At 72.2% G+C, this 21160-nt stretch carries 23 protein-coding genes; 7 read left to right on the forward strand and 16 right to left on the reverse strand.

The genetic code is table 11. The features are described 5' to 3' along the window. Positions 1-106 precede the first annotated feature (106 nt). The 5 genes from IO24_RS0105480 to sigE form a co-directional block, all read right to left on the reverse strand. Positions 107-778 carry a hypothetical protein gene (locus IO24_RS0105480; RefSeq protein WP_031132427.1) on the reverse strand — a complete coding sequence of 224 codons (672 nt, stop codon included), beginning with the start codon at positions 776-778 and terminating at the stop codon, positions 107-109. Between the two features lie 227 nt (positions 779-1005). Next, positions 1006-1455, reverse strand: coding sequence for a sec-independent translocase (locus IO24_RS0105485; RefSeq protein WP_031132429.1), 450 nt, complete (start codon positions 1453-1455; stop codon positions 1006-1008). 217 nt (positions 1456-1672) lie between these two features. Beyond that, positions 1673-3694, reverse strand: coding sequence for a S1C family serine protease (locus IO24_RS0105490; protein WP_031132431.1), 2022 nt, complete (start codon positions 3692-3694; stop codon positions 1673-1675). 131 nt (positions 3695-3825) lie between these two features. Next, a complete protein-coding gene (locus IO24_RS0105495; protein ID WP_031132433.1) occupies positions 3826-4845 on the reverse strand; it encodes an anti-sigma factor family protein in 1020 nt (339 codons plus the stop codon). Continuing rightward, positions 4842-5543, reverse strand: coding sequence for an RNA polymerase sigma factor SigE (gene sigE, locus IO24_RS0105500; protein ID WP_037667389.1), 702 nt, complete (start codon positions 5541-5543; stop codon positions 4842-4844). The genes IO24_RS0105495 and sigE overlap by 4 nt, the downstream gene beginning before the upstream one ends. Positions 5544-5777: 234 nt before the next feature. On the opposite strand from sigE, the gene IO24_RS0105505 reads away from it, so the two are divergent. After that, positions 5778-6476 carry an O-methyltransferase gene (locus tag IO24_RS0105505; protein WP_269465895.1) on the forward strand — a complete coding sequence of 233 codons (699 nt, stop codon included), beginning with the start codon at positions 5778-5780 and terminating at the stop codon, positions 6474-6476. A 119-nt stretch (positions 6477-6595) separates the two neighbouring features. Here the strand turns inward: IO24_RS0105505 and IO24_RS42680 are convergent, their stop codons facing one another. Further along, a complete protein-coding gene (locus IO24_RS42680; protein WP_003966491.1) occupies positions 6596-6763 on the reverse strand; it encodes a DUF3117 domain-containing protein in 168 nt (55 codons plus the stop codon). A gap of 387 nt (positions 6764-7150) precedes the next feature. Here IO24_RS42680 and chcB point away from each other — a divergent pair, with 387 nt between their 5' ends. Beyond that, positions 7151-7954, forward strand: a complete 804-nt coding sequence (chcB, locus tag IO24_RS0105515) for a 2-cyclohexenylcarbonyl CoA isomerase (protein ID WP_031132439.1) — start codon at positions 7151-7153, stop codon at positions 7952-7954. A 13-nt stretch (positions 7955-7967) separates the two neighbouring features. Here the strand turns inward: chcB and IO24_RS0105520 are convergent, their stop codons facing one another. Further along, positions 7968-8555, reverse strand: coding sequence for a DNA-3-methyladenine glycosylase I (locus tag IO24_RS0105520; protein WP_031132441.1), 588 nt, complete (start codon positions 8553-8555; stop codon positions 7968-7970). Continuing rightward, on the reverse strand, positions 8552-8941 hold the full coding sequence (locus IO24_RS0105525) for a DivIVA domain-containing protein (RefSeq protein WP_107062899.1): 390 nt from the start codon (positions 8939-8941) through the stop codon (positions 8552-8554). The genes IO24_RS0105520 and IO24_RS0105525 overlap by 4 nt, the downstream gene beginning before the upstream one ends. A 144-nt stretch (positions 8942-9085) precedes the next feature. Between IO24_RS0105525 and folP the strand changes: the two genes are divergently transcribed. Next, positions 9086-9946, forward strand: a complete 861-nt coding sequence (folP, locus tag IO24_RS0105530; protein ID WP_031132445.1) for a dihydropteroate synthase — start codon at positions 9086-9088, stop codon at positions 9944-9946. Positions 9947-10074: 128 nt separating this feature from the next. On the opposite strand, the gene IO24_RS0105535 is transcribed toward folP, so the two are convergent. Then, positions 10075-10833 (reverse strand): LOG family protein, encoded by a 759-nt coding sequence (locus tag IO24_RS0105535; protein ID WP_031132446.1) that lies wholly within the window; start codon positions 10831-10833, stop codon positions 10075-10077. A gap of 119 nt (positions 10834-10952) precedes the next feature. Further along, positions 10953-12032: a succinyl-diaminopimelate desuccinylase gene (dapE, locus tag IO24_RS0105540; RefSeq protein WP_031132447.1), complete on the reverse strand. Its 1080-nt coding sequence runs from the start codon at positions 12030-12032 to the stop codon at positions 10953-10955. A gap of 85 nt (positions 12033-12117) precedes the next feature. Here dapE and IO24_RS0105545 point away from each other — a divergent pair, with 85 nt between their 5' ends. Continuing rightward, a complete protein-coding gene (locus IO24_RS0105545) occupies positions 12118-13098 on the forward strand; it encodes a VldE C-terminal domain-containing protein (RefSeq protein ID WP_078898915.1) in 981 nt (326 codons plus the stop codon). 341 nt (positions 13099-13439) lie between these two features. Beyond that, on the forward strand, positions 13440-13886 hold the full coding sequence (locus IO24_RS0105550) for a hypothetical protein (RefSeq protein ID WP_031132450.1): 447 nt from the start codon (positions 13440-13442) through the stop codon (positions 13884-13886). Positions 13887-13961: 75 nt separating this feature from the next. On the opposite strand, the gene IO24_RS0105555 is transcribed toward IO24_RS0105550, so the two are convergent. Further along, on the reverse strand, positions 13962-15053 hold the full coding sequence (locus tag IO24_RS0105555) for a bifunctional succinyldiaminopimelate transaminase/glutamate-prephenate aminotransferase (RefSeq protein WP_031132452.1): 1092 nt from the start codon (positions 15051-15053) through the stop codon (positions 13962-13964). Between the two features lie 119 nt (positions 15054-15172). After that, entirely contained in the window at positions 15173-15493 is a 321-nt protein-coding gene (fdxA, locus tag IO24_RS0105560) for a ferredoxin (protein ID WP_003973842.1), read from the reverse strand. Between the two features lie 140 nt (positions 15494-15633). On the opposite strand from fdxA, the gene IO24_RS0105565 reads away from it, so the two are divergent. Both IO24_RS0105565 and IO24_RS0105570 read left to right on the forward strand, forming a co-directional pair. Next, the gene (locus IO24_RS0105565; protein ID WP_031132457.1) at positions 15634-16650 is read left to right on the forward strand and encodes a GNAT family N-acetyltransferase; all 1017 of its coding nucleotides are present in this window, start codon (positions 15634-15636) and stop codon (positions 16648-16650) included. 31 nt (positions 16651-16681) lie between these two features. Beyond that, complete coding sequence (locus tag IO24_RS0105570; RefSeq protein ID WP_031132459.1) at positions 16682-17533, forward strand: transglutaminase family protein; 852 nt, start codon at positions 16682-16684, stop codon at positions 17531-17533. Positions 17534-17624: 91 nt separating this feature from the next. Here the strand turns inward: IO24_RS0105570 and IO24_RS0105575 are convergent, their stop codons facing one another. The 4 genes from IO24_RS0105575 to IO24_RS0105590 are packed head-to-tail and all read right to left on the reverse strand — an operon-like array spanning position 17625 to position 21047. Next, positions 17625-18239, reverse strand: a complete 615-nt coding sequence (locus tag IO24_RS0105575) for a response regulator transcription factor (RefSeq protein ID WP_031132461.1) — start codon at positions 18237-18239, stop codon at positions 17625-17627. Further along, on the reverse strand, positions 18236-19402 hold the full coding sequence (locus IO24_RS0105580; protein ID WP_031132463.1) for a sensor histidine kinase: 1167 nt from the start codon (positions 19400-19402) through the stop codon (positions 18236-18238). Before IO24_RS0105580 ends, IO24_RS0105575 begins: the two co-directional genes overlap by 4 nt. Further along, entirely contained in the window at positions 19399-20139 is a 741-nt protein-coding gene (locus IO24_RS0105585; protein WP_031132465.1) for an ABC transporter permease, read from the reverse strand. Before IO24_RS0105585 ends, IO24_RS0105580 begins: the two co-directional genes overlap by 4 nt. Then, entirely contained in the window at positions 20136-21047 is a 912-nt protein-coding gene (locus IO24_RS0105590; protein ID WP_031132468.1) for an ABC transporter ATP-binding protein, read from the reverse strand. The genes IO24_RS0105585 and IO24_RS0105590 overlap by 4 nt, the downstream gene beginning before the upstream one ends. Positions 21048-21160: the final 113 nt, after the last annotated feature.

Raw genomic sequence — 21160 nt, forward strand, 5'->3', positions numbered from 1 at the left:
CCCAGGGGCGCGGGGAACTGCGCGAGCAACCACGTCGCACCCGCAGCCGCCCACACAGCCGAGGCCCTGTGGCGAAGGGGCGCCGAACCGACCGGCGCCCCGGAACTCACGCGTAAGCGGCGATGTCCTTCACCACGGCGAAGCCGAGCCCGTACGCACTCATGCCCCTGCCGTACGCCCCGACATGCACCCCGGCCGAGGTGGACCCGGCGAGCACCCAGCCGAACTCCGACTCCCGGTAGTGGAACGCCGTCGGCACCCCGTCCACGGGAAGCGACAGCGTCGACCAGTCGTCCCCGTCCAGGTCGTCCGCCAGCACCCACGCCGTCTCGGTCTGCTGCTCCAGCCAGTCGTCCCGCAGCGCGTGGTCCATCGACCCGGGCCAGGTGAAGGACAGCAGCCCCACCCCCGCGAGCCAGGCCGCGGACGACACCGACGTGGCCTCCAGCAGCCCCGTTCCGTCCGCCGTGCGCCGTGAGGGATTGGCCGCCACGGTCACGACGACCGCGAACTTCTCCTTGGCCTCCTGGTCACCCCCGGCGGCATGCTCGTTGCGCACCGTGGGCGCGTCCCCGTGCCCGATCGACCCGTGTTCCACGGCCCCGTCGGCCGTCATACCGACCTGCATCAGCCAGCGCGGTCCCGTGAAGGCCTCGTCGAGGCCGTACCACGGGAAGGGCGCACGCAGGTAGCCGTCGACCGTACGCCGGGCGGAGGGGGCCTGTTGGCCACCCTCCGCGGCCGGCGTCTGCGCGACTGCCCGACTCGTCGTCTCCATGTGCCCGGACGCCTCCTCGCTCTAGTCGGACCGGAACGGCCCGCCCCCCTTCGGGCGTACTCGTCACGGTCCGCACAACAACTCGGCAGCATAGCCACACCGCTGCGAGCAGCAGGGAAACCGCCCGGCGCGTGGGCCGCACGGGCGCCCGGTTCAGGCCGTAGACAGCCCGACCGGAGTATGAAACGCGTCACGCGCCCGGGGGCGTACGCCCCCGGGCGTGTCGCTCAGGTGGCGTCCGCGTCGAAAGGCGGCCGGTCGTCCGGGTCGGGCGTTTCCGGCTTCTTCGTCATGTCGATGCGGCCACCGGACGAACCGGCGGCGCCCGCGGACGACGCGGAGGAGGCGTCGGAGTCACGGCTGTGGACGGCGTCGGTGACCTCGGCCATCTCCTTCTTCAGGTCGAAGCCGTTGCGGATCTCCTTGAGCCCCAGGTCCTCGTTGTCCAGCTGCTTGCGGATGAACGTCTTGGGGTTGAGGTCCTCGAACTCGAAGTCCTTGAACTCCGGGCCGAGTTCCTCCCGGATGTCGTTCTTGGCGCTCTCCGAGAACTCACGGATCTTCCGGATCGTGCGCGTCACGTCCTGGATGACCTTGGGGAGCTTGTCCGGACCGAAGACGAGCACGGCAAGGACGATGAGCGTCACCAGCTCGAGTGGTCCTACGTCATTGAACACCTGAAGCTCCTAGCGATGTCCTCGGTCCTCGGCCCTCGTGGTCGGTGCGGGTCTTGCCGTGGTCCGGGCCGGATCCACGGTACCCGGCGATCCTGTCCGACCGGTACTGTCCCGGGACCTCCGAGTGCGGGAGGTGGGAGCGCTTTCCCGATTGTTTGCCCTGTCGGTCCCTTGTGGGGCCTGATGAGACGTCTTCGCGGGCCCCGGACCTCATGTCTCAGCCACCGGACGATCCGAGGACGAGTGAGACCCTCCGCTCCTTGCCGCCGCGCTCGACGGTCAGCTCCAGCCGGTCGCCCGGCCGGTGCGCCCGGGTCTTGACGATCAGTTCCTCGCCGGAGTGCACACGCTGTCCGTCGACCTCCGTGATGACGTCGCCCGCCTTGATCCCGGCCTTGGCGCCCGGGCCGCCCGCGGTGACCGGCGCCCCGCCCTCGCTGCCCTCGGTGGCGACGCGGGCGCCGTCACCCGTGTAGTCCATGTCCAGGGTGATGCCGATGACCGGGTGGGTCGCCTTCCCCGTGTTGATCAGCTCTTCGGCGACGCGTTTGCCCTGGTTGATGGGTATGGCGAAGCCGAGGCCGATCGATCCGGACCGGCTGCTGTCCTGCGTGGAGCCGCTGTCCGCCGAGCGGATGGCCGAGTTGATGCCGATGACCCGGGCCCGGGCGTCGAGCAGGGGCCCTCCGGAGTTGCCGGGGTTGATGGGCGCGTCGGTCTGCAGCGCGTCGACGTACGACACGTCGCTGCCGTCGCCCTTCTCACCGCCGGCCGTGATGGGCCGCTGCTTGGCGCTGATGATGCCGGAGGTGACCGTGCCGGCCAGGTCGAAGGGGGCGCCGATGGCCACGACCGGGTCGCCGACCTGCACGTTGTCCGAGTTGCCGAGAGGCAGTGGGGTGAGTCCGCTGACACCCTTCACCTTCACGACGGCGAGGTCGTAGCCGCTGTCCCGGCCGACGACCTCGGCCTGGGCGGACTGGCCGCCGTTGAAGGCCACGGTGATCTCGCCGCCCGATCCGGCGGGCTGCACGACGTGGTTGTTGGTGAGGATGTGCCCGCGGGTGTCGAGCACGAAGCCGGTGCCCGTGCCCTGCTCGCCCGCGCCGCTGACATGCAGGGTGACCACGCTGGGCAGGGCCCGCCCGGCGATCCCGGCCACACTGTCCGCGTCCCGCGCGGCGGCCTCCTTCCCGGCCTGCGGCAGCTCGACGGTCCCGACGCCCCCGTTCCGCTCCAGATACGTCCCCACGGCGCCACCGATGCCGCCGGACACGAGCGCGAGCAGCACGGCACCGAGTACCAGGGACTTCTTGCCCCGCTTGCGCCGCTGTTCCGTGCTGAGCACGGCGGCGCCATTCTGCTGGAGAGGCCCGTGCCCCCCGGCGGTAGCGGGAGCCGCCCAGGGGTCGTAGCGCTGCCACGGGTCGGAGGCGGAAGCCGGCGCGTCGACGTGGACCGGCAGGGCCGGCACGGGCACGGGGGTGCCGGGGGGCGGCACCTCGACGGGCGCGTGAGCGGCAGGCGCGTGAGCGGCAGGCGCGTGAGCGGCAGGCGCGTGAGCGGCAGGCGCAGGGATGCCGGGCGCGGGAACGCCAGGCGGCGGCATCTCGGGCGACCCGGGAACGGCAGGCGCGGGAACGCCAGGAGCCGGAGCGGGCGGTACGCCGTGCGCCGACGGCACGGCGGGGGTGCCCGGCAGGGTCGGCTGCCCCGGTATCGCCCCGCCCGGCGCGGGGGGCGTCGCAGGGTGCTGCACGGGCGGCGCGGGCGCCCAGGGGCCGGGTTCGCCGTAGGGCGGGGTGCTGTAGGGGTCGGGGTCGTGCAGCGGCCTGCGAGCGCCTTCGGCGGGCACGGCGGGTGCGCCGGAGGCGACGGGGACGTCCTGGCCGGCCTCCCGGGCAGCGGGGACCGCGGCAGGGGCCTCCGGGGCGCCGTCGGCGACGCCGTCGCCGGTCTCCGCCGACCCGGGTGGCGATGCGGCGGAATCCCCCGCGCCCCCGGCCGGAACCGCTTCGGGACGCCTCAACTCGTAGTCACCGTCTCCGTCGTGCCGAGCCGCAGGACGGGCCAGCTCGAAGTCCCCGTCGGTGCCGGCCGGGTCCGCCGGGGCCGTCACCGGCCCGTGCGCGCCCTGGTTCTCCGCCGCGGCTCCGTCCGTACCCTCCGGGCCCCCCGGAAGGTCCTGCGGCCGTGGACGGCTCCACCACTTCGCCTTCGTGGGCTTCCCCTCGTTCATGCTCTCCCCACAGCCGCGGCACGGCTCGTCGCGGTGGCCGCAGTTCGTCGAATCGGCGCCCGGCCACACCTCGGCCGCGGGCGACAACCCCCGGATTCAATCAGGTTCGCGGGCCGGTGCGCAGAGGCCGGTCAGTGAGCCGTACGCGAGGAGGCAGGGGAAGAGGGGGACGAGGTCGGGCCCTGGAGGGGCACGGCGAACAGGGGAGCAGTGATCTCGGGGACCGAGGACCACGAGGTCAGGGCGGCCGGCGTGGCCGCCTCGAGCGGGCGTATCAGCGGGGACATGGCGGCGGCACCGGCCACGACCGGGGCGGTCAGTGCGTGCAGCGCGTGGTGCCGGGCGGCGGACGGCATCCCGGGCAGCAGCGGCGCCGACACCTCGGTCGGGGCGACCGGGGCGTGGCCGAGCATGTTCTGGCCGTGCACCTGCCCGAGCAGCGGCGCCGTCCGGCGGCGCTGGGATTCCGGCGGTGCCGCGGCGCCGGTGCCCTGGGTGCGCATCGGTGTCACGTTGCTGCCCGTGCCCTGGCCGCCGCGGGCCTCCGTGTCGGTCGGGGTGACGGTGGTGACGCCGCCCAGCGCGATCGCGGCCAGCGACACGGCACCGGCGGCGACGAACGCGAACCGCAGCCGCGAGGAGGACCGGTCGGTGTCGGGCCGGCCGACGTCGTGGATGCGGAAGCCCCTCCCCGGGGGCACGCCCCGGTGGCCGGAGGGGAGGCTCGGGCTTCCCGGGGAGGCGGGCAGCACCGGCAGGTGCGGCCGGGCCGGGGCGTACCCGAACTCGAACCGCTCGCCGCGCTTCACTCCGAAGGCCCCGGAGGATCCGAACCGTCCGGAGAGGCCTCCGGGCAGCCCTCCCCCGCCCGGCGGTGTGACATCACCGTCCGGGCCGCCGCCCGCGGGTAGTCCCTGCAGGCGGGCCAGGAAGCTCTCGGAAGGGGGCGGCGGGGCCGCCTCCGCGAAGACGTTCTTCAGCCGGCGCTGGGCGTCCACCTCCGCCTTGCACTTCGGGCAGGTGGCCACATGCGCCAGTACGCGCTCACGCGCGTCATGACCGAGCTCTCCGTCCACCAGGGCGGAGAGTCGGTCTCCCAGATGCTGCTCTGCGAGGTGACCCTCGGAAGCTTTCGGACGAGATCCGCTCACGCGCTCGCGCCCCCTCCTCCCAGGGCGGGAACACGGGGCACGAAGGAGCGGCGCTCGGCACGCGCCTCCGGAGAACGGTGCGCGAGAGCCTTGCGCAGCTGGGAGCGGCCGCGGTGGATCCGCGAACGGACCGTGCCCAGCTTGACCCCGAGGGTCGCGGCGATCTCCTCGTACGACAGTCCTTCGATGTCGCACAGGACGACCGCGGCGCGGAACTCCGGGGCGAGGGTGTCGAGGGCCTGCTGGACGTCCGCGTCGAAGTGCGCGTCGTTGAAGACCTGCTGCGGCGAGGGCTCCTTGCTGGGCAGCCGCTCGGCCGCGTCCTCGCCGAGCGCGTCGAAGCGGATGCGCTGCTTGCGGCGGACCATGTCCAGGAACAGGTTCGTGGTGATGCGGTGCAGCCAGCCCTCGAAGGTGCCCGGCGTGTAGGTCGACAGGGAGCGGAAGACGCGGACGAAGACCTCCTGCGTGAGGTCCTCCGCGTCGTGCTGGTTGCCGGTCAGACGGTAGGCGAGCCGGTAGACGCGGCCGCTGTGCGTGCTGACGATCTCCTCCCACGTGGGCGGAGTCCACGCCTGCCCGTCCGCGTCGGTGGTGAAGGTCGCGGTCTGGGCGAAGTCAGCGGCGTGACTGTGGTCAGCAGCGGTGTCGTTCACGGATGTCGGCCTGCCCGCGGATCCGAGGAAGCGCCGCAGCACTCCTGCGCGATCAACAGGCGCAGCCGCACCTCCCCTGTCAGCTCTGGTGGTGTCCAGTGGAGCCCCTACCATAGCCACCTCGCCCGTTAGGACCGGATAAGCGGTTTTACGAGAATTTGATCTGGGCTGATACGCCTCGTACTGCTGCGTCGGCACTTGCTCGACGTCCTGTTTCACCGCCCGCCCCCCGTCCTGGCCCGCGCCACTTGCTCATCCCTTTAAACGACCGGTCCCATCTGCGGGTTCCCGTGCCCAACGGATACAGTCACGCCCAGGCATTCACGGGGACAGGAGAGGGTCATTACCGGCAACCGGCAGACGAGCTGGGCGTTCGCCGACGCCTATGTCGCCGAGGACGAAGCGCTGCACTGGGCCCGGGACCGCGCCCGTGAGGCAGGGCTGCGCTCGGTGACGCCCGGCACGGGCGCCGCGCTGCGGTTGCTGGCCGCGTCCGTCGACGCCAAGGCCGTGGCGGAGATCGGGACCGGCTGCGGTGTCTCCGGGATCCACCTCCTGCACGGTATGCGGCCCGACGGTGTTCTGACGACCGTGGACCCCGAGCCGGAGCACCAGCAGTTCGCCCGCCAGGCCTTCCGCGCCTGCGGCTTCGCCAGCAACCGGGCCCGCTTCATCCCGGGCCGCGCCCTGGACGTGCTGCCCCGCCTCGCGGACGCCGGTTACGACCTGGTCTTCTGCGACGGTGACCGCCTCGAGGTCATGGACTACCTCGCTGAATCGTTGCGTCTGCTGCGCACCGGCGGGCTGGTCGTCTTCGAGGGCGCCTTCGCGAACGGCCGGACGGTGGATTCCGGTCCGCAGCCCACGGAGGTGCTGCGGCTGCGCGAGCTGCTGCGCGCGGTGCGCGAGAGCCAGGAGCTGGTGCCGTCCCTGCTGCCGGTCGGCGACGGGCTGCTGTGCGCGGTGAAACGCTAGCCGGGCCGGACGTTAGCGGAGCCGGAAGCCGGGGCAGGCGAGTGTCATCGGTGAGAAAACAGCCGCCCCGGCACCACAGGTGATGCCGGGGCAACTGAAGGGGTATGGTCGCTTGCGCGTCAGCCGACGACCTTCTTGAGGGCGTCGCCCAGCGCGTCGGCCTCGTCAGGGGTCAGCTCGACGACGAGCCGACCGCCGCCTTCGAGCGGAACGCGCATGACGATGCCCCGCCCCTCCTTGGTCACCTCGAGCGGGCCATCACCCGTTCGCGGCTTCATGGCCGCCATGCTCGTTCCCCTTCCTGAAACCCAGCTCATCGTCAAAGCCGACGGCCCTGAAGAAGGGCACACGTGCGCGGCCCTTATGGCAGGACCCGCGACACCGGCATCGAACACATTGCTTCCAAGCCATTATCCCGCATCTCAGGACCCGATGACCAACATCGGTCGGCATCGCTTGGGCAACGCACGCGAGCAAAACCACTCAATTCGGCGATGAGACTGCGATACTCCGCCACCGCACACACATCCGCCGAAGCAATCCGGACGAGAATTCTTTGACGCAGGTCACACGTCCGGTCCGGTTCGCCGTAGGCGATCTCCGTCATGCTGTCCTGCAGACCCGGGGCGTACCGGCCGGTACGCCGCAGATCCGCGACCCGGAGGGGATACGCCATGACCGACACCGTGCTCTACGAGGTGAGCGACGCACTCGCGACGATCACGCTGAACCGCCCGGAGGCGATGAACGCGCTGAGCGTGGAGGCGAAGGTCGCCCTGCGGGAGGCGGTCCGGTCCGCGGCGGACGACGCCGCCGTGCGGGCGATCCTGCTGACCGCCGCCGGTGACCGGGCCTTCTGCGTCGGGCAGGACCTCAAGGAGCACATCGGGCTGCTGGCCGCGGACCGGGAGGCCGGGTCGGGGCAGACCATGAGCACGGTGCGGGAGCACTACAACCCGATCGTGCGGGCGCTGGCCGGGGCGGCGAAGCCGGTCGTCGCCGCCGTGAACGGGGTGGCGGCCGGGGCGGGCTTCGGCTTCGCGCTCGCCGCGGACTACCGGATCGTGGCGGACACGGCGGCGTTCAACACCTCGTTCGCGGGGGTGGCGCTGACTGCCGACTCGGGGATCTCCTGGACGCTGCCGAGGGTTGTCGGACCGGGGCGGGCCGCTGACCTGCTGCTCTTCCCGCGGAGCATCAGCGCGCAGGAGGCGTACGAGCTGGGTATCGCGAACCGGCTGGTGCCGGCCGGTGAGCTGCGGGCGGAGGCCGAGAAGGTGGCGCGGGCCCTGGCCGAGGGGCCGACGGTGGCGTACGCGGCGCTGAAGGAGTCGGTGGCGTACGGGCTGACGCACTCCTTGGAGGAGGCCCTGGAGAAGGAGGACGAGCTCCAGACCCGGGCCGGCTCCTCCGAGGATCACGCGATCGCGGTGCGGGCCTTCGTCGACAAGGAGAAGCCGAAGTATCTGGGACGGTAGGCCGGGGCGCCCCCTACGGGGCGCTTCTCGCCCCGCATGCCTCCAGGTGGTCGTTCACCAGGCCGCACGCCTGCATCAGCGCGTACGCCGTCGTCGGGCCCACGAAGCGGAGGCCGCGCTTCTTGAGGGCCTTGGACAGGGCCGTCGACTCGGGCGTGACGGGCGGGACGTCGGAGAGGGTCTTCGGGACCGGCCGGCCGGCCGGTCCGGGGGCGTGGGACCAGATCAGGGCGTCCAGTTCGCCCGGGGACCATTCGGTCAGCGCACGCGCGTTGGCAAGGGTCGCGTCGATCTTGGCGCGGTTGCGGATGATGCCGGTGTCGGTCAGGAGGCGTTCGCGGTCCTCGTCGGTGAAGGCGGCCACCGATGCGATCTTGAAGTCGGCGAAGGCGGCGCGGAAGCCGGGGCGGCGGCGCAGGATCGTGATCCAGGACAGGCCGGACTGGAAGGCCTCCAGGCTGAGGCGCTCGAAGAGCGCGTCGTCACCGTGGACCGGGCGGCCCCACTCCTCGTCGTGGTACGCCACGTACTCCGGGGCGGACAGGGCCCAGGGGCAGCGCAGCACGCCGTCCGGGCCGGCCAGGGCGGCGCCGTCGCTCACGGCCGGTCCTCCTGCCCCGGGGCGGGCTTGTCCATGGACACGTGGCTCTCCCCGGACGCGTGCACCGGCCCGCGGGCGGAGCTCGACCGGGCGCCGGCCAGGGCCGACTCCAGGTCGGCGATGCGGGCGTCGCGCTCGGCGAGCTCGGCACCCAGGCGGCTGAGGGCGTCGTCCACGTCCGCCATCCGGTAGCCGCGGGCGGCGAGCGGGAAGCGCAGGCCCTCGACGTCCGCGCGGTCGACCGGGCGGTCCGGGGGCAGCGGATCCCGCAGCCGCTCGGGGACGGCCTCGGGCAGCGGCCCGTTCTCGCCGCCGCCCACCACGGCGAGCGTCACCGCGGCGACCACGACGGCGAGCGCGACGACCAGGAACAGGAACATAACCATCGCGGGGCCCCCACGGTCGGACGGATCGGACTCCTCGGAAGTCCTCCGAGTCGCATGTTGTCAGGGTCCGATCGTGCCATGCGAGTCCGGCGGTTAGGGTCGCAGGCGGCGGAAGACGGGACGCACCAGGGAAGGTCACAGGGGATGCTCAGGCTGGGCAAGCGAGAATTCGGGACGCACGAGCCGGTGATCATGGCGATCGTGAACCGCACCCCGGACTCCTTCTACGACCAGGGCGCCACCTTCCGCGACGAGCCGGCCCTCGCGCGCGTCGAGCAGGCCGTGGCCGAGGGCGCCGCGATCATCGACATCGGCGGGGTCAAGGCCGGGCCGGGCGAGGAGGTCACGGCCGAGGAGGAGGCCCGGCGGACGGTCGGGTTCGTGGCGGAGGTGCGACGGCGGTTCCCGGACGTGATCATCAGTGTGGACACGTGGCGGGCCGAGGTCGGCCGGGCCGTGTGCGAGGCCGGGGCCGATCTGCTGAACGACGCCTGGGGCGGTGTCGATCCGGGCCTGGCGGAGGTCGCCGCGCGGTATCGGGTGGGCCTGGTGTGTACGCACGCCGGCGGGGCGGAGCCGCGGACACGGCCGCACCGGATCACGTACGACGATGTCATGGCGGACATCCTGGACGTCACGGTCGGGCTGGCCGAGCGGGCGCTGGCGCTGGGGGTGCCGCGGGAGTCGATCATGATCGACCCGGGGCATGACTTCGGGAAGAACACGCGGCACAGCCTGGAGGCGACGCGGCGGCTGGACGAGATGGTCGCCACGGGGTGGCCGGTGCTGGTGTCACTGTCCAACAAGGACTTCGTCGGGGAGACGCTGGACCGGCCCGTGAAGGAACGAGTCGTGGGAACGTTGGCGACGACGGCGGTGTCCGCGTGGCTGGGGGCGCAGGTGTACCGGGTGCACGAGGTCACCGAGACGCGGCAGGTGCTGGACATGGTGGCGACGATCGCGGGGCATCGGGCTCCTGCCGTGGCGCGGCGGGGGTTGGCCTAGCCCGGGTCCAGGGGACTCCGCCCCCTGGACCCCCGGCCTCTGCCCATCCGCCACCCGAATCGCTCGGACGAGAAGCCCGGCTCGCCCGCCCGAAGCGCAGGGACAGGAAGCCCGGCTTGAACCGCCTTCTACCTGCCCGCCTCCTTCGACACCAGGGCCACCGCCTCGTCCACGTCGTCCGTCACGTGGAACAGCAGCAGGTCCTTCTCCGCCGCCTTGCCCTGGGCGATCACCGTGCCGCGGAGCCAGTCGACCAGGCCGCCCCAGTAGTCGCTGCCGAAGAGGACGATCGGGAAGCGCGTGACCTTCTGCGTCTGGACGAGGGTGAGGGCCTCGAAGAGCTCGTCGAGGGTGCCGAGGCCGCCGGGCAGGACGACGAAGCCCTGGGCGTACTTGACGAACATCATCTTCCGGACGAAGAAGTAGCGGAAGTTCAGGCCGATGTCGACGTACGGGTTCAGGCCCTGCTCGAACGGCAGCTCGATACCGAGGCCGACCGAGATGCCCTTCGCCTCGACGGCGCCCTTGTTGGCCGCCTCCATCGCGCCCGGGCCGCCGCCCGTGATGACGGCGAAACCCGCGTCGACCAGGCCCTGCCCCAGTCGCACGCCCGCTTCGTACTCGGGTGAGTCCGCCGGGGTCCGGGCCGAGCCGAAGACGCTGATCGCGGGCGGGAGTTCGGCGAGCGTGCCGAAGCCCTCGATGAACTCCGACTGGATGCGCAGCACGCGCCAGGGGTCGGTGTGGACCCAGTCGGAGGGGGCTCGCTCGTCCAGCAGCCGCTGGTCGGTCGTGCTGGCCTGCACCTGGTCCCGCCGCTGGAGGACCGGGCCCAGGCGCTTTTCCTCCGGCGGCTGCTTCTTCCCCTCGGGGTTGCCGGTCGCCATGTGCGCTCCCTCCGTCGTGCCTGTCTTTCCACCTCAGCGTAGATCTACGCGGGTTACGAACGAGGGACGTGAGCATGTCCGCGATGGAGCGCCGTAAACACGAGGGCGTCCCGGCGGGGTCAGGCGGTCAGCCAGTTCCTCAGGCGCTCCTCGCCCGCGAGGATCTTCGCGATCTCCACGCGCTCGTCCCGCTTGTGCGCCAAGTGGGGGTTCCCGGGGCCGTAGTTGACCGCCGGTACGCCGAGCGCCGAGAAGCGGGAGACGTCGGTCCAGCCGTACTTCGGCATCGGGGTGCCGCCGACCGCCTCGATGAACGCCTTGGCCGCCGGATGGGACAGACCGGGCATCGCCGCGCCACTGTGGTCGACCACCTCGAACTCCTCGACCCCGCAGTCCGCGAAGACGTCCCGGACGTGGGCGACGGCCTCCTCGGGCGTGCGGTCGGGCGCATAGCGGAAGTTGACGGTGACCACGCACTCGTCGGGGATGACGTTGCCGGCCACTCCCCCGGTGATGCCGACCGCGTTGAGGCCCTCGCGGTACTCCAGGCCGTCGATGACCGGCCATCGCGGCTCGTAGGAGGCCAGGCGGGCGAGGATCGGGGCCGCGGCGTGGATCGCGTTGGAGCCCATCCAGCCGCGCGCCGAGTGGGCCCGCTCACCCGTGGTCTTCAGCAGCACCCGCAGGGTGCCCTGGCAGCCGCCCTCGACCTGGCCGTCCGACGGTTCCAGCAGCACCGCGAAGTCGCCCTCCAGCCACTCGGGGTGCGTCTCGGAGACGTGCTTGAGGCCGTTCAGCTCCGCGGCGACCTCCTCGTTGTCGTAGAAGACGAAGGTCAGGTCGCGGTTGGGGGCCGGGACCGTGGCCGCGATGCGCAGCTGCACGGCCACGCCCGACTTCATGTCGCAGGTGCCGCAGCCCCACAGGACGCCGTCCTCGTCGAGCCGGGAGGGGACGTTGTCCGCGATCGGGACGGTGTCGATGTGGCCGGCCAGGATCACCCGCTCCGCGCGGCCCAGGTTCGTGCGGGCCACGACGTTGTTGCCGTACCGGTCGACCGTCAGGTGGGGCAGCGCGCGCAGCGCGGTCTCGATCGCGTCGGCGAGGGGCTTCTCGGTGCCGCTCTCGGAGCGGAAGTCGACGAGCCGGGCGGTGAGCTCCGCGGCGTCCAGCGTGAGGTCAAGCGAGGTGTCGGCCATGCCGTCGACCCTAACGCGCCAGGCCGTGGCCTCACTGTCCACACCCTGCGCATGCCACTCCGTACTCTCCAGTACCTTGTACCGCGTGCCAGAGCCGTCCTCTCCCAAGCGTCGTGGCCGCCTCTTTCGATGCGGAGCCGCCTTCGTGGCCCTGCTCGCGGTCGCCGGTTACCTCGTCGTGCAGTACGTCACCGGTGGCTCGGGCGGACCGGGCTGCAAGGTGGTCTCCGGCGACGGCGACGGGGCGTCGTACGAGTTCACGCCGGAGCAGGCGGTGAACGCGGCGACGATCAGCGCCGTGGGCACCGCGCGCGGGCTGCCCGAGCGAGCCGTGACCATCGCGCTGGCGACCGCGCTGCAGGAGTCGGCCCTGCGCAACATCAAGCACGGCGACCGGGACTCCCTCGGCCTGTTCCAGCAGCGGCCCTCGCAGGGCTGGGGAACGCCGAAGGAGATCATGGACCCGACATATTCGGCCGGTGAGTTCTACGACCACCTGGTCAAGGTGCCCGGCTACACCCGGCTGCCGCTCACCGTCGCCGCGCAGCGCGTGCAGCGCAGCGGCTTCCCGCAGGCCTACGCCAAGCACGAGCCGGACGCGGCGCTGCTCGCCGCGGCCCTCACCGGGCAGTCCGCGGCCACGCTGACCTGCGAGGGCCGCCCGGCCGCGACCCGGGCCTCGGGTCCGGACGGGGTGCGTGCCGCGCTCGTGCGGGACTTCGGGCGGGATGTGCTGGAGCCGGCCGGTGCAGAGGTGGGCGGCTCGTCGACGGCCACGCCGGCACCGTCCCCGAGCGCCACGGGCGGGACCGGCGGGCGGACGGTGACCCTGCCGGTGACCGCCGACACCAGTTCCGCGGCCGGGCGGAGCCTGGACCAGCGTGGCTGGCAGCTGGCGCACTGGGCCGTGGCCAACGCCTCCGAGCTGCACATCGCGCGCGTCACCTACGCGGGGCGGGAGTGGTTCGCCGGAAATACCGCCGGCGAATGGCGTACCGCTGCGGAGCAGGGCACCGCGGGTGCGGAACGTGATGCGGACGCCGTCCGTATTGTCACGATGCGCTAGATCGCGCAGGGGTACGGGGACTCACCCTTGGGGGTTACCCGTACGGCTCGGCTCCGACGGTGTGCGCAGGTTTCGTGTCCACGCCCGGAAACTCCGGAAATCCCTTGGGCGCACAGGGCTGGAAGGATTCGGCACGCTTTCTCGCGAGGACCTTTTTGCCCGTTTGTCCGTAGCCGATTATGCGACGCATTACCAACTCTTTACGTTGCGGCGCCGCAACCTTCGCGGGTTTCAAGCGGTAGTCACTGCGTCCGAGCCGGGGCGATCACAGCCAGTCGATCAACTTCCGGTGCCGGTCGGACACTTCACGAACCTCTGTTCTCTCCCGTCGAAGGAGCACCATGTCCCTCCCCCTGACCCGCCGGATCGCCCGTGCCGCGCTGATCGTCGCTGCGGGAGCGGCTGCCGGGGTCGGTGCGGCCGGCTCCGCCAGTGCGGCCCCCGAGCTGCCGGCCAACCCGAACCTCGGCGGGCTGACCGCCCTGGACGGGGCGAACGTCGGCAAGACCGTCGACGGCGCGGTGACGGACGCCACCAGGACCGCGGGTGACACCGGCGGCAAGACCGTCAAGAAGGCCGTGCCGGCCGCGGGCAAGCTCGGTGGCAAGACGGTCAAGAAGGCCACGCCCGTCGCGCAGAAGGCGGCCGGTGAGGCGGCGGGCTCCGCCGGGCAGCTCGTCGGTGAGGCCGCTGGTTCCGCCCAGGGTGGTCTGCCGACGGACTCCCTGGCGAAGGGTGGCGTGCCGTCCACGGGCACCCTGCCGACGAAGGGCCTGCCGGTCGGCTGACGCCGGGTACGACGGCCGACGGGGCCCAGGGAAGCTTCCCTGGGCCCCGTCGGTGTGCGCTCACCGCGGCGGCGGTCACAGACGCCGTACCGCCGCCGCCACCCTCTCGTCCGTCGCCGTCAGAGCCACGCGGACGAACTCCGCGCCGGCAGGGCCGTAGAAGTCGCCCGGTGCGACGAGGATGCCGCGTTCCGCGAGGTGGGCGACCGTGTCCCAGCACGATTCGCCCCTGGTGGCCCACAGGTAGAGGCTGGCCTCGCTGTGCTCGATGCGGAAGCCGTGGGTGAGGAGGGCCTCGCGCAGGAGCTCGCGGCGGGACGCGTAACGCTCGCGCTGGACGCGGACGTGGTCGTCGTCGCCGAGGGCGGCGATCACCGCAGCCTGCGTCGGAGCCGACGTCATCATGCCGCCGTGCTTGCGGATCTCCAGGAGCGGGCCGAGGACCGCCGGGTCGCCGGCCAGGAAGGCCGCGCGGTAGCCGGCGAGGTTCGAGCGCTTGGAGAGGGAGTGGACGGAGACGATGCCGTCGTAGGAGCCGCCGTTGACGTCCGGGTGCAGCACCGAGACCGGGGCGGCCTCCCAGCCCAGCTCCAGGTAGCACTCGTCGGAGAAGAGCAGGATGCCGTGCGAGCGGGCCCAGGCGACGATCCGGGTCAGCTCCTCCTTGGAGAGGACCTTGCCCGTGGGGTTCGACGGGGAGTTCAGCCAGAGGAGCTTCAGGCCCTCGGGATCCAGTTCCGTCGGGTCGTCATAGGCCTCGTACTCGGCCCGGGCCAGCCGCGCGCCGACCTCGTACGTCGGGTAGGCCAGGCGCGGGTAGGCCACCCGGTCTCCGGGGCCGAGGCCCAGCTGGGTCGGGAGCCAGGCGACGAGTTCCTTGGAGCCGACGATCGGCAGGACGTGGCGGTGGGTGACGGCCTGGGCGCCGAGGCGGCGCTCGGCCCAGCCGGTGATCGCGTCGCGCAGCTCGGGCGTGCCCCAGACGGTCGGGTAGCCCGGTGAGTCGGCCGCGGCCACCAGCGCTTTCTGGATCAGCTCGGGTACCGGGTCGACCGGGGTGCCGACGGACAGGTCGACGATGCCGTCCGGGTGGGCGGCGGCCGTGGCCTTGTACGGGGTCAGCTTGTCCCAGGGGAAGGCGGGGAGGCGGTCGGAGACTGCGGACACGGGTTCTGGCTCACTTTCTGGTCCGACGAGCCCGTTACGGCAAACGCCTCGGCCCCGTACGGCGATCAGCGGGCTGATCGGGCCGTACGGGACCGAGGCGGCGCTGGTGCGGGCCGCTCTTACTGGTTCTGCGGCGGCAGCGCGGCGACGAAGGGGTGGTCGCGCTCGATCAGCCCCAGCTTGCTGGCTCCGCCGGGCGAACCGAGCTCGTCGAAGAACTCGACGTTCGCCTTGTAGTAGTCCTTCCACTCCTCGGGAGTGTCGTCCTCGTAGAAGATCGCCTCGACCGGGCAGACCGGCTCACAGGCACCACAGTCGACGCATTCGTCCGGGTGGATGTACAAGGACCGCTGGCCCTCGTAGATGCAGTCGACCGGGCACTCCTCGATGCACGCCTTGTCCTTGACGTCGACACAAGGCTGCGCGATGACGTAGGTCACGCTGTCGTTCCTCCTCGATAGGGCGCTGGCGGGCCTCCTCAGGCTCCGCCGCCTGGCGCGCGGGAGCGCGGCGTCGTCGATGCCCGCCCCTAGTATCTCCGTTCTTGGGCATGATCCGAACAGGAGGGGTGAACTGACCTGTGGAATTCTTTGCCGCCGGGCGACTCGAGGTCCGGATCACCGCTGCTGACGTGGGCAAACGGGTATCGGTGCGGAGCTTGATCGAACATGAGGCTCCAGGTGAGAAGTTCACCGATACGGTCGGCGTTCTCACATTTTGGGACAATGGTGTGCTGCTGATCACACCCAAGAGTGGCAAGAGCGTCCGTATCGCGGAATCCGCGCTGGTCGCGGGCAAGACCGTGCCCGCCGCACCGGCGCGTCACCGCGGCCCGGCCGCCGCCTACGAGGAGCTGGCCCGGGTCGCCGCGCGGGCCTGGCGGCCCGTGGAGAGCGAGCGGCTCGGCACATGGGAGCTGCGGGCCGCGTCCGGGTTCACGCGGCGGGCCAACTCGGTGCTGCCGCTGGGCGCGCCGGACGTGCCGCTGGACGAGGCGCTCGGCGCCGTGCGGCGGTGGTACGGCGAACGCGGACTGCCGGCCTACGTCCAGACCGCGACCGGTGCCGAGGGCACGCAGGAGCTGCTCTGCGCCGAGCTGGAGCAGCGGGGCTGGGTGCGGGAGGTGACGGCCGAGCTGTGGGTGGGGCCGCTGGCGCCGATCGCCGACCGGGGTGATCCGGCGGGGGTCGTGCTGTCCCGGGAGGCCGGTGAGGGGTGGCTCGCCCGGTACCAGCGCAAGGGCGTGAGCGAGGTGGCGCTGCGGGTGCTTCGCAGCGGGCCCTCCGTGTGGTTCGCGACCGTGGCCGGGGAGACCGAGGAGGCGCCTCCGGCCGCCATCGGGCGGTGTGTCGTCGACGGGCGGTGGGCCGGGTTCGCCGCCGTCGAGGTCGATCCGGCCCGGCGGCGGCGGGGGCTGGGCACGGCCGTGATGGCCGCGCTGGCCCGGCAGGCGCTCGACGAGGGCGCGTCGGCCGCGTGGCTCCAGGTCGAGGCCGACAACGCGGGAGCGCGGGCGCTGTACGCCGGGATGGGCTTCGCCGCGCACCACGCCTACCACCACTACCGGGCGCCGGACGACGCCGGCACCGGCCGGTGACCGATTCGCCGTGAGAGGGCACGAGCCAGTGATGCGTCCCCCGTATCCCCCGTCCCCCGAGCGTTCCGCCGAGCTGCGGCGGCGCTTCGCCGAAGAGGCCCGGTCCGAGCGGCCCGATCTGTCGACGCTGTGCCTGCTGGTGGGCGCGGAGGCGGACGGGGAGCTGGACGAGGCGGGCCTGGACGCCGCTCAGGTCGAGCTGGACCGGCTGGCCGGGCTGCTGCCCTACCGGCCCGCCGGGCCCCGGGCCTGGGCGGACGCCCTGCGGGAACTGCTCGGTGAGCGTATGGGGTTTCACGGCACCCCCGGCGACTATCAGCGCCTGGAGTCCTCGCTGCTGCATGAGGTGCTGGCGCGGCGCAGGGGGCTGCCGATCCTGCTGTCCGTGGTGTGGTTGGAGGTGGCCCGGCGGGCGGGGGCGCCGGTGTGCGGGGTGGCCCTGCCGGGGCATTTCGTGGTCGGGTTCGGGCCCGACGAGGGGCGGGTGCTGGCCGACCCGTTCGACGGGGGGCGGGTGCTGACCGGAACGGATGCGGAACTGCTGGTGGCCGGGGCGACGGGGGCGCGGCTGGATGCGGCGATGCTGCGGCCGGCGGATCCGCTGGATGTGGTGCTGCGGATCCTGAACAACGTGCGGGCGTGGGCCGCGGCCCGCCCCGAGCGGTCGGATGTGGCGTTGTGGGCGGTCGAGTTGTCGCTGCTGCTGCCGTCGCATCCGGCCCGGTTGCGGTACGAACGGGCGCAGTTGCTCGTGCAGCGTGGGGAGTTCCTGGGCGGAGCCTCGGAGTTGGAGGCCTATGCGGAGGTTGTCTCGGCGGTGGATGAGGGGGCCGCGGAGCGGGTGCGGGGGGAGGCTCACGCGGCCAGGGCGATGCTCAACTGACGCCTTCTCGCCGTAGGTGTTCCGTGATCTTGCGTGTGCCGGTGCGTGGGGGCTGGTCGCGCAGTTTCCCCGCGCCCCTTCCGGCGCCGGTCTACAGCCAGCCCTTTTCCCGTGCCACCCGGACCGCCTCCGCCCTGTTGCGTACCGCCAGTTTCTGGATCGCCGTGGAGAGGTAGTTGCGGACGGTGCCCTGGGAGAGGTGCAGGGTGGTGGCCAGTTCGGCGTTGGTGGAGCCGTCCGCCGCCGCCCGGAGGACTTCTCGTTCGCGGTCCGTCAGCGGATTGGCGCCTTCCGCCAGTGCCGCTGCCGCCAGCGTCGGGTCGATGACGCGTTCGCCGGTGAGGACCTTGCGGATCGCCTCGGCGAGTTGCGCGGCGGGGGCGTCCTTGACCAGGAAGGCGTCGGCGCCGGACTCCATGGCGCTGCGGAGGTGGCCGGGGCGGCCGAAGGTGGTGAGGATGACCAGCTTCACGGCCGGAAGCTCGGCGTGCAGGCGGGCCGCGACCTCGATGCCCGTCGCGCCGGGCATCTCGATGTCCAGGAGGGCCACGTCCACGGCGTGTGCGCGGGCCGCCTGAAGGACCTCGTCGCCGCGGGCCACCTGGGCGACGACCTCGATGTCGTCCTCCAGGCCGAGCAGAGCGGCCAGGGCCTCGCGGACCATCGACTGGTCCTCGGCGAGCAGGACCTTGATCGTGCGGCTCATGCCGGGGATCCTACGTCCGCCGGTCCGGCCGTCGGCACCCGGGCGACCAGGCGGAAGCCGTGCTTGAGCGGGCCCGCCTCCAGGGTGCCGCCGGCCTTGGTGAGCCGTTCGGTGAGGCCCGTGAGGCCGTTTCCGGGGCCGGTGCCCGGGCCGCCCGGGCCGTCGTCCTCGACGGTGAGTTCCAGCACCGGGCCGTCGAGGGTCTCGCGGCGCTGCAGTCCGACCGTGCAGTGGCGGGCGCCGCTGTGCCGTACGACGTTGGTGACCGCCTCGCGCAGCGCCCAGGCGAGGGCCGACTCGCTCTCCTCAGGCACGTCGGCGAGGCCGGGCCCGGCGGGGAGTGCGGCGGTGACGCCGGCCGCGGTCAGGGCGGCCCGGGCACCGGCGAGTTCGGCGCTCAGACGCGGGCGGCGGTAGCCGGTCACGGCTTCTCGTACGTCGACGAGGGCCTGGCGGCTGACCTGTTCGATGTCGGCGACCTGCTGGGCCGCCTCGTCGGGGCGGGCCGGCAGCATCCGGCCGGCGAGCTCGCTCTTGAGCGTGATGAGGGAGAGGGAGTGGCCGAGCAGGTCGTGCAGGTCCCTGGCCAGACGCAGGCGTTCCTCGTTGGCGGCGAGCTGGGCGACGGTGGCGCGGGCCTCGCGCAGGGCGATGGCCGTCCGGACGAGTTCGCGTACGCCGGTCATCGCGAAACCGCCGAGCAGGGCCGGGATGAGGAGCCCGCCCAGGTAGGACAGACCGTCGTGCGTAGCGAGCCCCACCACGGTCAGCAGGACGCACGCGGCGGGGATCGTCCAGCGGGCCATGCGCAGGGGCAGAGCCGCCCCGGACGCGATCGAGACGTACACGAACAGCACCAGCCACTCGCGGCCCAGGGTGAGGGCGAGGAGCGTGGACTGGGCCGCGAGGACCCCGAGCGAGCCGAGCACCAGGGCGTTGCGCTCGCCGCGCCCGGTGCGGAAGACCAGCAGCATGTACCAGGTGACGAAGGCGGCCAGAGCCAGCCAGCCGAGGATCCGGACGCCCGTGCTGTGGCCGCCGTGCAGCAGGTCGGAGACGGGTGCGCCGAGGTAGACCAGCCAGATGCCGGTCCACAGCGACTTCACCGCCCGCTGCCGGCGGTTCACCGGGCGCTGCCCGATACCGAACCCGACGCCGCTCACGCCTTCAGGGTGTCCTTCCGGTACAGCCAGGCCGCGCCGCCCGCGAACAGGACGAACGACACCGCGAGGACGGCGAGGTCCTGGACGTGCGGGGCGCGGCTCTGCTCGATGGCCTGCCCGAGAGCAGCGTACGCGTGGGTGGGCAGCCACTTCGCGATGTCCTGGAGCCAGTCCGGGAAGGTCGTCGTGGGCATCCACAGGCCGCCCAGCAGGGACAGGCCGAAGTAGGTGATCATCGTGATCGGGCGGACCGCGTCCCCGCCGGCCAGGTAGCCGATGGCGACACCGAGCGCGGCGAAGACGAGGCTGCCGGCCCAGATCGCGCCGGTGAGGGCGGGCCACTGCCAGGCGTCCAGGCGTACGTCCTTCACGGCCGCCGCGACGGCGAACACGACGACGATGGACGGCAGGCTGACGACGGCGGCGCTCGCGGTCTTGGCGAGGACGTAGCCGCGGCCCGGCAACGTGGTCAGGCGCAGTTGCCGCACCCAGCCGCCCTCGCGCTCCTTGGCGATGCGCTCGCTGTTGCCCATGAGGACGGCCGTGAGGGCGCCGAAGGACGCCATGGAGACCATCATGTAGGTCGGGAGGGTCAGGCCGGTGCCGGGGACCTCGGCGGTGCTGTCGGCGTTGCCCGCGACGATCAGGAACAGCACCGACGGGTAGATCACGGAGAAGAAGAGGAACTTGCGGTTGCGCAGGGCGCGGGTGAGTTCCAGTTTGATCAGGCTGTTCACCGGGACTTCGCCTCCTCGGCGGTGGTGATGGCGACGAAGGCCTGCTCCAGGCCGAGCCCGGCGACTTCGAGGTTGCGGGGGTAGACGCCCAGGCCGTACAGGGCGTGGACGGTGGCGTCGGCGTCGGCGGACTGGATGCGCACGGTCCGGCCGGAGATGTCGATCCCGGTCAGGAACGGCAGGGCGCGCAGGGCGGGCTCGTCGATGGCGCCCTCCACGTCGAAGGAGACCCGGCGGGCGCCCGCCCTGGCCTTGATCTCGGCGGCCGTGCCGTCGGCGAGGAGCCGGCCGCGGTGCAGGACGAGGACCCGGTCGGCGACGGCGTCGGCCTCTTCGAGGTAGTGGGTGGCGAAGAGGACGGTCCGGCCCTGGCCGGCCTGTTCGCGGATGGTGGCCCAGAAGGCCTGGCGGGTGGTGACGTCCATGCCGGTGGTGGGCTCGTCCAGGACGATGAGGTCGCTGTCGCCTGCGGTGGCCAGGGCGAAGCGGACGCGCTGTGCCTGGCCACCGGAGAGCTTGTCGGCCTTGCGGTCGGCGATCTGCTCGATGCCCGCCCGGGACAGGACCTCGGAGGGCCGGTACGGCTTGGGGTGCAGGTCGCAGGCGAGCCGCACGAGTTCGGCGACCGTGACCTCGTCCATGAGGCCGCCGCTCTGCAGCATGGCACCCACGCGTCCGGCGACGATGGCGTCCCGGGGGCTGGTGCCGAAGAGCCGGACCGTGCCGCTGTCGGGCGTCTTGAGGCCGAGCAGCAGGTCGAGGGTGGTGGACTTGCCGGCGCCGTTGGGGCCGAGCAGGGCGACGGTCTGCCCAGGGCTGAGGTCGAGAGTCAGTCCGTCCACGGCCCGGACCGCGTCGTATGCCTTGCTCACCTGGTCGAACGCCACCACGGAGGCTGTCGTTGTCATGCGGCCATCGTGGCTTCGGGGGTGCGGGCGGGGGCAGTGCCGGGCGTCCGCAGTACCGCATGACAGTTGTCATGTCTGCGGAGTGACGACGAGAGCCCCCACCCTCACCGGGC

The sequence above is a fragment of the Streptomyces flavovariabilis genome, from assembly GCF_000725785.1.
In the GTDB taxonomy this organism is placed as follows: Bacteria; Actinomycetota; Actinomycetes; order Streptomycetales; family Streptomycetaceae; genus Streptomyces; species Streptomyces hawaiiensis.